At 70.5% G+C, this 10,899-nt stretch carries 10 protein-coding genes; 7 read left to right on the top strand and 3 right to left on the bottom strand.

From position 1 onward, the window contains the following. Positions 1-667, top strand: a 667-nt coding sequence (locus D7Y13_RS30875) for a 2OG-Fe(II) oxygenase (protein WP_233595929.1), incomplete at its 5' end; no start/stop codon positions are given. Next, positions 664-1,332: an SRPBCC family protein gene (locus tag D7Y13_RS30880; RefSeq protein WP_120585628.1), complete on the top strand. Its 669-nt coding sequence runs from the start codon at positions 664-666 to the stop codon at positions 1,330-1,332. The genes D7Y13_RS30875 and D7Y13_RS30880, both read left to right, overlap by 4 nt. 15 nt (positions 1,333-1,347) lie before the next feature. Here the strand turns inward: D7Y13_RS30880 and D7Y13_RS30885 are convergent, their stop codons facing one another. Beyond that, a complete protein-coding gene (locus tag D7Y13_RS30885; RefSeq protein ID WP_120585627.1) occupies positions 1,348-3,246 on the bottom strand; it encodes a DUF7151 family protein in 1,899 nt (632 codons plus the stop codon). Between the two features lie 160 nt (positions 3,247-3,406). On the opposite strand from D7Y13_RS30885, the gene D7Y13_RS30890 reads away from it, so the two are divergent. Continuing rightward, positions 3,407-3,880 (top strand): MarR family winged helix-turn-helix transcriptional regulator, encoded by a 474-nt coding sequence (locus tag D7Y13_RS30890; RefSeq protein WP_120537115.1) that lies wholly within the window; start codon positions 3,407-3,409, stop codon positions 3,878-3,880. Next, positions 3,870-4,577, top strand: coding sequence for a DUF8817 family protein (locus tag D7Y13_RS30895; RefSeq protein ID WP_120585626.1), 708 nt, complete (start codon positions 3,870-3,872; stop codon positions 4,575-4,577). The genes D7Y13_RS30890 and D7Y13_RS30895 overlap by 11 nt, the downstream gene beginning before the upstream one ends. Before the next feature lie 8 nt (positions 4,578-4,585). Here D7Y13_RS30895 and D7Y13_RS30900 read toward each other — a convergent pair whose 3' ends face one another. Continuing rightward, positions 4,586-6,193, bottom strand: a complete 1,608-nt coding sequence (locus D7Y13_RS30900) for a Na+/H+ antiporter (RefSeq protein WP_120585625.1) — start codon at positions 6,191-6,193, stop codon at positions 4,586-4,588. A gap of 294 nt (positions 6,194-6,487) precedes the next feature. Here D7Y13_RS30900 and D7Y13_RS30905 point away from each other — a divergent pair, with 294 nt between their 5' ends. Continuing rightward, positions 6,488-7,390 (top strand): dimethylarginine dimethylaminohydrolase family protein, encoded by a 903-nt coding sequence (locus D7Y13_RS30905; protein ID WP_233595928.1) that lies wholly within the window; start codon positions 6,488-6,490, stop codon positions 7,388-7,390. After that, a complete protein-coding gene (locus D7Y13_RS30910) occupies positions 7,380-8,171 on the top strand; it encodes a hypothetical protein (RefSeq protein WP_120537112.1) in 792 nt (263 codons plus the stop codon). Before D7Y13_RS30905 ends, D7Y13_RS30910 begins: the two co-directional genes overlap by 11 nt. Here D7Y13_RS30910 and D7Y13_RS30915 read toward each other — a convergent pair. After that, entirely contained in the window at positions 8,168-8,824 is a 657-nt protein-coding gene (locus tag D7Y13_RS30915; RefSeq protein WP_233595927.1) for an MBL fold metallo-hydrolase, read from the bottom strand. The two genes, D7Y13_RS30910 and D7Y13_RS30915, sit on opposite strands and share 4 nt — an antisense overlap. 130 nt (positions 8,825-8,954) lie before the next feature. Here D7Y13_RS30915 and D7Y13_RS30920 point away from each other — a divergent pair, with 130 nt between their 5' ends. After that, complete coding sequence (locus D7Y13_RS30920) at positions 8,955-10,823, top strand: lipase maturation factor family protein (protein ID WP_199732947.1); 1,869 nt, start codon at positions 8,955-8,957, stop codon at positions 10,821-10,823. Positions 10,824-10,899: the final 76 nt, after the last annotated feature.

Genomic DNA, 10,899 nt, shown 5'->3' on the forward strand with positions numbered 1-10,899 from the left:
GGTAGACTCCGGGGCCATGCGCTTCCAGCCACCGTGGGGTGGGGCCTTCCGGCTCGACACCTTCTTCCACCGCACTCCCGAGGCCCTGCCCGAGGAGACGACGGCGTCCATCCGCTCGGCCATCCTGGGCTCGTCGCTCCTGGGGGAGTCGAACCTGTCGGGGCAGTTCTCCGGCACCTACGGCTTCTCGCTGACGTTCCGCCGGGAGGCCCTGCCGGACGTGACGCGGCGCTTTCCGGCGTTCGCGCCGTACCTGGCGAAGACGCTGCTGTCGGAGTGCAACGCCTTCCTGCTCAATCCCCTGTTGGTGGGACAGGGCCGTGGGGTCGCGGCGCACATCGACCGGAGTCTTGAATTCTACGGTCCCAGTATCGGATGCCCGGTGGCGGTGAGCGTGCTGTATGTCCAGGTTCCGAAGGAACTCCGGGGCGGGGCGCTGCGGCTGTACCACCGGGGAGGTCGGGTGGCGGAGGTGACGCCCCTGGAGCGCGCGCTGGTGATGTTCCGGGGTGACCTGTTGCATGAGGTGGAGGCCATCTCCTCCGGCGCGAAGGGGCTGGAGGACTCGCGGATCAGCCTGGTGGTGGAGCAGTACCGGGCGCCGGAAGCGGAGCTGGCGCGCGTGCCCCGGTTCGAGCTGCGCACGCGCTCGGGGGTGCAGGCGTGAGCGACCTGGAGCTGGAGCTGGATTGGAAGCTGCCGGTGCCGCCGGAGGCGGTGTTCCCCGCGTTCGAGCAGCCCTCGCTCATCCGCCGCTGGTTCGGCGCGCCGCCGGGCTGTCACCGCACGCACGCGCCGGATCCAGGCGCCCTGGGCCAGCCCTACCGGGTGGTGCTGCGGGACGCCCTGGGTCGTTCGTTCGCGCAGGTGGGCTGCGTCGTGGAGGCGGAGCCACCGAAGTCGTTGGCGCTTGAAATGGATTGGGAGGGCGGGCCGGTGCCGTCAGGACGCACCCGGGCGGAGCTGGCCTTCCACCCCACCAATGATGGAGGCACGCGGGTCCAGGTGCGCCAGGGTCCGTTCGCGGAAGCCGCGGCCCGCGACGCGCACCGGGCCTACTGGGAGGTGTGCCTGGGGCGGCTCGGGCGCGTGGTGGCGGGCGAGGCGGTGCCGTGCTTCGAGGAGTTCTGGGAGGAGTCGCGCGGCTTCGTGGGGCCGCTGGGCGTGGCGGCGTACGCGGTGCTGGCGGGCCTGCGCGAGGCGGGCGCGCCCCCGGAGGCGGTGTCCCAGGTGGAGGACGTGCTCTACACGCACCTCACCCGGCTGCGCGAGGACACCGCGGAGGTGCTGGGCGCGGTGCTCCAGTCGCGGGTGGAGGGCGGCGCGAGCTGACGGTGCGCGCGGTGGCTACGGCTGGCAGGGCGTCTGGTTGTCATTGCCGAGGATGCTGAGCTCGAAGGGCGAACCGGAGTAGGCGCGGTCCGCCAGCTGCTGCACGCGGCAGGTGGGCAGCAGGGGGTTGTTCTCCACGGAGAACCCCTGCTCCACCGCGAGCAGCGACTCCAGGCCCAGGCCGGTGAGGCTGGGGTTGTCCGTGAGCTTGAGGAACTGGAGGTAGCGCAGCTCGTTGAGCCGGGACAGCTCCTGCAGGTCCCGGTTGTAGCGGACCGACAGGCGCTCCATCCGCAGCAGGGGCCCGAAGCCGCCCAGGTCGGTGAGCATGGGGTTCAACTCCACGGTGAGGCTGAAGATGGCTTCGAGGGACTCCAGGTCCGTCACCCGCTGAAGGCGGGCGTTGTTGCGCAGGGTGAACGACTCCGACACGGTCCGCAGCGACGACATGCCGCCCGCGGACTCCAGCGCGGCGTTGTCACCGATGAGCACCGAGCCCGCGCGGATGAGATTGGGGAGGAAGCCCGTCATCGTCTGGAGCTTCGCGTTCCGGGCCACGGTGATGGAGTTGGCGGAGATGAGGGTGTCGAACCCCGAAAGCGACGTCAGCGCGCCGTTGGAGAAGATGTCGAGGTGTTCGACGGTGCGCAGCCCGGGCAGTCCCGCCAGGGATTCCAGCGCCGCGTTCTGGGACAGCGACAGGCCTTCGGCGGAGGCGAGCGCGGGAAGGCTGAACGTGCGCAGCTTCGGGTTGCGCTGCACGGCGAGTCCCCCGGGGAGGCTGGTGACGTAGGGGAACGTGAACGTCTCCAGCAGGGCGTTCTCCGAAACGCCCAGTTCATTCCGGGGCGTCAGCGCGCGCAGTCCGTCGAGGGAGGCGAGCTGGGGATTGCCACGCACCGACAGGTTCCGGTCCACGTGGACCTGCGACCCGGCCGCGTCACCGAGCGCCGCCGTGGCGAGCACCGCGTTGTCATTCAGCGCGACGTCCCGGGCGAAGCGCAGGCCGGGCAGGGCGACGTGGGAGAGCAGCGCGTTGGACTCGATGCCCAGGGAGCCCTGGACGACGGACAGCTCCGGCAGGGTGAGCCCCGTCAGCGTCTCACTGGTGACGCGCAGGTCTCCCGTGACACGGGTGACGCCCTGGAGGACCGCGAGGTCCGCCGCGTCCGCCACCACGTAGGTGCCCTCGTAGACGCGCGTGGACTGGCACACGGTGAGGATGACGGCGGGCTCCGTGTCGGCATCCCGCTGGCCATTGCCGTTGAGGTCGCCGTAGGCGTCCACCCGGGTGCCGGGGCGCCCGCAGCGTCCTCCGGCCGGCTCGGGCTGGAGCTGGAACTGGAGCCGGGGGGTGTCCACCTCGCAGAAGGGATGGGAGGCCTGGACCTCCGAGGGGTCGAGCACGCCGTTGCCGTCCGCGTCCTCGCCGGCCTCCAGCACCGTCGCGATGGAGGGACAGAGGACGTGGGTCGCCACCGGACGGACGCGCGCGCGCACGGGCACGGCGCCCTGGCAGGTGTGGACCTCGCGGGTGACTTCCTCGTCGTCCAGCGTGCCGTTGCCGTTCGTGTCGAGCCCCGCCTGGGTCACCTGTCCGCCGTCCGGGCACGGGGTGCCGGGGTCCAGCTTCAGCGTCCGCACCACCACCTGCGCGGGCGTGGGTTCGGAGGTGGGGGCCTTGGCGCAGGCGTACTGGGTGAGCGTGACTTCGTCCGCCCCCAGCTCGCCGTCCTCGTTCAAGTCCAACCCCGTCTGGAGGGCCTGGCCCCCGTACGGGCACGCGGCGCCCGGCGGCTCGGGGAGGATTCGCGAGCGGGCCAGTTGGCCCGGGGAGAGCACGGTGAGGTCGAGCGGCGTGCAGCCTCCCGCGAAGAGGCAGAGGGCCACCCAGGTGCTCCATGTCCGCCGCATGCGTCGCATCTCCTGAAGGTCCGGGTCGCTCGCAACGCCGCGACGATACCGGGCCCGGTTCCTTTCATACGGGAGGTGGGGGCCTTCCGGGTCGTCGGGCTCCCCGACAGGCGGGTAGCAAGGATTGACAGGTTCCTGTCGAATTGACAGGTTCCTGCCCATGTCGCCACTGCCCAGGGACGCCGCCGCCTTCACCGACCTCATCTTGGAAGTGTTCCAGTTGAACGGGCTGCTGCTCCAGGCCGGGGACCGGCTGAGCGCTCCGGCGGGGCTGACGAGTGCGCGCTGGCAGGTGCTGGGTGTCATCGACCACGGGCCCGCCACGGTGGCGGCGGTGGCGCGCACCATGGGCCTTGCCCGGCAGAGCGTGCAGCAGACGGCGGATGCGCTCGCGAGCGACGGCTTCGTCACGTACGTGGAGAACCCCCATCACCAGCGCGCGAAGCTGCTCTCGCTGACGGCGGCGGGACGGCGCGCCCTGCGCAAGGTGGAGGCCGCGCATGCCGCGTGGGCGAACCGGCTGGGGGCGAGCCTCGCTCCGGGGCTCCTGTCCGCGGCGGTCGAAGGTGTTCGCGAAGCGCGCCTGCGGCTCGAGAAGGACCTCACCCCGGAGGACGGTGCCCATGAAACATGACGCCTGTATTCCATTGCTCCCGTGCGTCGCCATTGAGCCGACGCTGACGTTCTACGGCCTGTTGGGTTTCGAGGTGACGTACCAGCAACGCAACCCGAACCCCTACGCGGCCACCCGGCGCGGCGGTGCCCACCTGCACTTCTTCGGGCTGAAGGGGTTGGATCCCCAGACGGCCTTCAGCAGTTGTCTGGTCATCGTGGAGGAGGTGGAGGCGCTGCACGCGACCTTCGCGGAGGCGCTGCGAAAGGCCTACGGCCGGATTCCCCTCAAGGGCCTGCCGCGCGTGACGCGCATGAAGAAGGGGCAGACGCGCTTCACCGTCGTCGACCCGTCGGGCAACTCGGTCATGTTCATCCGGCGCGACGAACCCGGCGGCCATGGAGAGGAAGAGGCGAGGCCGGTGTCGCTCCTCGGCAAGGCGCTGAAGACGGCCCGCCGTCTGCGGGACTTCAAGAACGACGACGTCGCGGCGGCGAAGGTCCTGGATGTCGCGCTGAGGAAGGCGGACGCCGGCACGGTGGAGGAGCGCGGCCGGGCGCTCGCGGCACGGGCGGAGCTGGCCGTGGCCCTGGGGGATGTGCCCCGCGCCCGGGAGCTGGCGCGGGACATTGATGCACTCGCGCTTCCGGCGTCAGCGCGTGAGGCGCTCCGGGCGGAACTGGACGCCATCGAACAGCTTGCCCGGACGCAGCAGTAGCGGGCCGCTCAGGACGCCAGCGCCTCCGGACTGGCGTGGGCGTCCTCCATGGGGACGTGGGCCTCCGCGTCCTTGGTCTTCGCGATGCGCTCATCCAGCTCCGCGCACAGGTGTTCGAAGACCTCCTTGTTGAGCGTGCCCTTCTGGTAGGCGTCGAAGAGGGCGTCCTTCTCCACGATGAGGACGCGGCGGGCGGCCTCCTGGTGCTCCTCCTCGTGGAAGCGCGTGGACTGCTGCTTGAGCGCGGCGAGCTCCTGCTCCACCGCCAGGGCCTTCTCCTGGTACTCGCGCTCCATGGGCTCCAGCACGTCCACGGGGATTTCGCGCGAGCGGCGCATGGCCTCCAGCGACGCGATGGCGGCGTGGATGGCGCCCAGCCGGCCGCGGGCCAGCTCGTACTTCTCCTGGTAGATGTCCTTGATGCCGGTGATGCCCAGGCGCTTGAGGAGCGGGGCGACGGTGAGGCCCTGGAAGATGATGGAGAGCACCACCACGCCGAACGTCATGTTCACCAGCATCTCGCGGTGGGCGAAGTCCTCCGGAAGACCGAGCACCAGCACCATGGACACCGCGCCCCTGAGGCCACTCCAGGTGAGCACCGCGCTCCAACTCCACGGAAGCCGCTCCGACGTGAAGCGCAACAGGCCGGACACGCCGTAGACGACCACCGCGCGGCCCACGACCACCGCGCCGTACGCCAGCAGGATGGGCTGCCACGATGCCAGCAGCGACGTGAGCTGCACCTCCAGGCCGATGAGCAGGAACACCACCGAGTTGAGCGCGAACGCCAGGTACTCCCAGAAGCTCTCCACCGCGACGCGCGTGGTGGGGCTCATGCTCAGCCGTGCCGCCCAGTTGCCACACAGCATGCCGGCCACCACCGTCGCGATGACGCCCGAGTAGTGGAAGTGTTCGGCCACCACGAACGAACCGTAGGCCGCGATCATCGTGAGGGTGATTTCCACCATCGCGTCGTCCACGCGCTGCATGACCTGCGCGACCACGAAGCCCACCGCCGCGCCAATGACGACGCCCATGCCGGCGATCTTGATGAAGTCCCAGGTCGCCCCGCCCACGGTGAACTTCTCCCCGTTGGCCACGCTCACGACAAGCATGAACAGCACCACGGCGGTGCCGTCATTGAGCAGGCTTTCGCCCTCCACCAGGATGGCCAGTCGCTTGGGCGCGCCCAGCGCCTTGAACAGGCCCACCACCGCGATGGGGTCCGTGGACACGATGAGCGACGCGAACACCATCGCGTGGATGAGGCCGAAGCCCTCCAGGTAGTTCATCCCCTTCATCGCCGGCGACAGCAGCAGCGCCGTGAGTCCCATGGACGCCACCACGCCGGGAATCGCCAGCGAGGTGATGGTCAGCTTGTTCTTCCAGAACTTGCGGAAGTCGACGTGGAAGGCCGCCTCGAACAGCAGGCCCGGCAGCAACACGGCGAACAGCAGTTCCTTCGTCAGGTGCGGCGGTTCGAAGATGTGCACCACGCCCAGGCCGAGGCCCGCCAGCACCAGCGCCACCGTGTACGGAAACTTGAAGTAGCGCGCCGCGATCGCCACCGCGGTCGCGATGGAGAACAGCAGCACGAAGGCTGATTCAAAGTGCATGAAGCCCCAACCCGTTTGTGCTCAAAAAGGGGTGCACCCTATCGCGTGCGCGGGGCGGGTGAGGAGCCCCCACGGGTGAAAAACGAGAGGGCGGCCGAGCAGGCCGCAGGGTCATCCGCACCCTGGACACGCGACGGGCTGGCGCATGGGCTTGAAGGGATGTGCCTCCCGCGTGGATCCGCCGCACGGGCCTCCCCGTGCACTGTGGGCCGCTGGACGGCCGGGCGTCGGATGGCCGGACGTCGCGTCGAGGATGCGTTGTGACGCCCCCGTGCGAGGACTAGAAGCGAAGGGATGATGGACCTCTTCCTGATGTCTCCCCCGGGGCGGGGCTGGGCCCTGCGCGGCCGGGCGAACTTCCGCAGCCGCGAGGCCGCTCCCGCGGATGCACGCGGCGCGAGGCGGGAATGGCTGACGTTGGCGCGGCACATCGAAGCGCGCGGAGGCACGGTGGTGGCGCTGCCTTCGCCCTCGGACGTGCTGACGGGCATGCCCTACTCGGCCGAGTGCGGTCAGGTGGTGGCCCGCGAAGGGCAGGCCCCGCTGTTCCTCCTGCCCCGGATGATGAGCGCGCACCGCTTCGCTGAGAGCGAGCACTGGGCGCCGCTGGCCCGGAGCATGGGGATGGAGGTGGTGGAGCCGGGCCCGGGCGTCTGGGAGGCGCACGGCGACGTGGCGACGTTCGACGGCGTGACGCTGCTGTTCTGGGGCGGGCGCACCACGCTGGAGGGACTGGAGGCCGCGGAGCCCCACTTCCCCGGCGAGCTGCTGCGCGTGCAGGTGCGCGAGCCCGCGTTCCACGGGAACATGGCGGTGCTGCCCCTGCCGGCGGTGGACCGGCTGCTGGTGTGCCCGGACGTGATGGCGCCGGAGTCGGTGGCGCTCCTGGAGCAGCGCTTCGGCGCGGACCGGCTGGTGCGGGTGACGGAGGCGGACATCCGCCGCTATGCGACCAACGGACTGCCCCTGGGCAGGGACCTGCTCGCGCCCACGGTGATGCCGCCGCACGTGGTGGACCTGTTGCAGGGGCTGGGCATGCGCGTGGTGCCCATGCCGATGCCAGAGTTGACGGAGAAGGGCGGCGGCTCCTCGCGGTGTCTGGTGTCGCGCGCCACGGTGGACGCAAGCCGCGTCCAACTCCCCGCCGAGTACCGGTTGGACGCGGTGGCGAAGGACATCGAAGCCGATGGCGGGTGAGCTCGCGCCGCTGGCCCAGGCGTTCTTCGCCGCGAACCCGGAGCTGTCGTTGCAGGCGCTGGGCTCCGGCGTGCACGTCCCGTCGCTGGACCTGGCGCCCGCCGGCATCCCGGTGACGCACCTGCTGGCGGAGCACAACGCGGAGCTGGCGCGGCAGTACCTCACGCTCAACCAGCTCGCCTTCGGTGGCATCGGCGTGCCGCGTTGGGTGCTGTCGGACCTGTACCTGTTGCCCGGGGCCATTGGATTGCTGCGCTGTCCCGCGCGGCTGTTGAAGGCGCCCGCGCGCGAACGGTTGCTGCTGGCGGATGAGGAGCTGGCCATTGGCGCGGCCTGCTACGTGGCGCCGTCGCTGACGCCGGGGCTCTTCGTGGGCGTGTCGCTGTTCAGCTTCCTGCCGGGGCGGGGTGCCTCGTCATGGGTGAAGACGCTCACGCTGGGCATGGTGCGCGCGAAGCGGCTGCGCGGCGTCACCCAGTGGGACAATCCCGCGGTGCGGGTGCACACGCGGCTGGGGCCCATGCGGCTCGTGGGGCGCGTGCCCGGCGGACACGACTACGACGAGCGCACCTTCGTCTATGAGACCGACCTGGGCGACGAGGCTCGCGTCGCGCAGGCCATGGCACGCGGCGAGGAGCAGGCTCCCGCCACGCGCATCCCCGTCACGGACCTGGTGGCGCTGGGCTCACTTCTGGACCGCGCGGAAGCGGGGGCCCGGTTGGAGCTGGTGCCTCCCGGGCAGGACGCGGGCCACGTGCTGGTGCGCGAGCTGCACGGTTAGGCCGGAGCCGGCGCGCTCGGGTATTCGTCGTCCTGGTCCAGGGCCTTGCGCAGGGCGCTGGCGCCGTCGGTGACGATGGGCGCGCCGTGCGCGAAGCAGATGGTCTGGATGGGCAGGTGGTCCAGGATGCGCTGGATGCTGGCGCGGGTGCGCATGGGCTCATCCTGGTATTCGCCCGGGACGAACTTCGGCGTGCCCTTGCCCTCGCGCGACAGCAGGTCGGAGATGAAGACGACCGCGTGCGGGCTCTTCTGCAGCCAGAGCGTGTACATGGACTCGGTGGGGCCGGGCGTCTGGAAGGTGTTGATGCCGCCGGGCAGCGTGTGGCCGGCCACGTATTCGAAGTCTGGCTTTTCCTCCAGGCCCTGGGCGCCTTCCGGAGCCCAGACGGGAATGCCGAACGCCTTGCGCATGCGCCACGCGGAGCGCTGGTGGTTGCCCGCGGTGATGACGATGGCTTCAAGGTTGCCCAGCTCGCGCAGGGCCTTCTCGTCGATGGGCAACGGGTCGATGAGGGTGACGGTGCCGTCGTCATCCACCACTGCGTACGCGTCGCTGCGACTGCCGCCGATCCGGTCGTCCTTGACCGTCCAGTGATGCACTCCCGGGACGACCTCGACCGTCTTCTTCGCCTGGGCCTTGGGCTCACTCATGCGGACAAAGTTAGGCACCGGCGCCGGGATGACACGGGCGCGCGCTCCGCTGCCTGCCAGCCCTTCCAGCGGCCCCCTTCGCATCGGCCGTTCCGCACGCACCTTTGTCCTGGCGCCAGGGAGGAACGCGATGCGACCGCTCGTGCTGTTCGATGGGGATTGTGGCTTCTGCAAGCGCTGGGTGGAGCGCTGGCGCGGTGATACGGAAGGCCGCGTGCGCTTCGTCCGCGCCAGCGGGTGGCTGCTCACGCTGCTAGGCATCCCGAAAAAGGACATGCGCCGGGCGATGCAACTCGTGGAGCCCTCGGGGCGCCGCTCGTCCGGAGCGGAGGCGGTCTTCCGGATGCTCGCCTGGTCGCCCCACGCGGGGACGCGCTTCGCCGCGCGGCTGGGGCTCCTGCCTGGCATCAAGCAGGGCGCGGGCGCGATGTATTCACTCATCGCGCGCCACCGGCGTCGCGCGTCGCGCCTGGACACGTGGTTGTTCAGCCGGGTGACGGAGCCCGCCAGTCACCGGCTGGTGCGGTGGGCCTTCCTGCGCCTCTTGGGAGGCACCTTCCTCATCGCCTTCACGTCGCTGGGGCGCCAGATGCTGGGCCTCTATGGCGACAAGGGCATCCGTCCCATCCGCGAGGTGGCGAAGTCCGAGCGTTGGGCCGCGCAGGGCAAATGGCGGCGGCCGTCGGTGTTCTGGCTGGATGCGTCCGACGCGACGCTGGTGCGAGGGTGCCGCGTGGGGCAGGCGTTGTCGCTGGCGCTGATCCTCAACGTGGCCCCGGCGCTGAGCGCGAAGGCGCTGTGGGCGCTGTACCTGTCGTATGTGTCCCTGGGGCGCGAGTTCCTGTCGTTCCAGTGGGACGTGCTGCTGTTGGAGATGGGGGCGTTGGGCGCGCTCACCGCGCCGGCAGGCGTGCGGCCCGGGCTGGGGAAACGGGACGTGTCCGCGCTGGAGGTGTTCCTCTTCCGGATGCTCGTGTTCCGGCTCTACTTCGGCTCGGGGGTGAGCAAGTTCCACTCGGGGGACCGGACGTGGCGTGAGCTGCGCGCGTGCGACGTGTACTTCGAGACCGCGCCCCTGCCCACGCGGGGCGGCTGGGTCGCGCACCAGCTTCCACGAGCGGTGCGCCACGCGGGCACCGCGGGGGTGCTGACGGTGGAGACGGCGGTGCCCTTCCTCTCCTTCGGACCCCGGCGCGTGCGGCAGGTTGCCTTCGCCACCTTCGCGGCGTTGCAGGCGGCCATCATCACCACGGGCAACTACGGCTTCTTCAACTTCCAGTCGCTGGCCCTGGGGCTGTGGCTGCTGGACGACGCGGCCCTGCGGCGCGTGCTTCCCGAACGCCTGTGGCGGGACGCGGGGCCCGCGCGGCGGCCGTCGGTGTGGAGCACGGCGGTGTCCTCGGTCGCGGCGGTGCCGTTCCTGGCGCTCGGCACCACGGAGCTGCTGCGGCGGATGGGGTGGTGGCCGCGCGGTCCGGCGCGCGTGGTGGAGGCGGTGGGCTGGCTGGAGGACCGGGCGCATCCGCTGCACTCGGTGAACTCCTATGGCCTGTTCGCGGTGATGACGGTGGACCGGCCGGAGATCTCCGTCGAGGGCTCGGACGACGGCGAGCACTGGGTGGAGTATCCCTTCCGCTACAAGACCGCGGCGGTGGACCGGCCACCGCGTCAGGTGGCGCCCCACCAGCCCCGGCTGGACTGGCAGATGTGGTTCGCGGCGCTGGGCGGGCCGCCTTCGTGGTTCCTGTCCCTGCTGGAGCGGCTGCTGGAGGGCTCGCCGGAGGTCCTGGGGTTGTTCGCGGCCAATCCCTTTCCGGACCATCCACCCCGTCTGGTGCGCGCGGTGCTCCATGACTACCGGATGACGTCCCGCGAGGAGCGTCAGCGCACCGGGGCCTGGTGGAAGCGGGAGCCGCGGGGGCTGTATGTGTCACCCCTGACCCTCACGCCCTTCACGACGCGTACGGTAGGGGGACCCCGACTGTCCTGGCATGTCTAGGAATGGCGCACGGTGCGCGATGGGCCCACACGTGAAACGGGTGCTGCGCGGGGTGGGCAATCCCAATCGTGCATCC

Source organism: Corallococcus praedator (assembly GCF_003612125.1).
GTDB lineage: Bacteria > Myxococcota > Myxococcia > Myxococcales > Myxococcaceae > Corallococcus > Corallococcus praedator.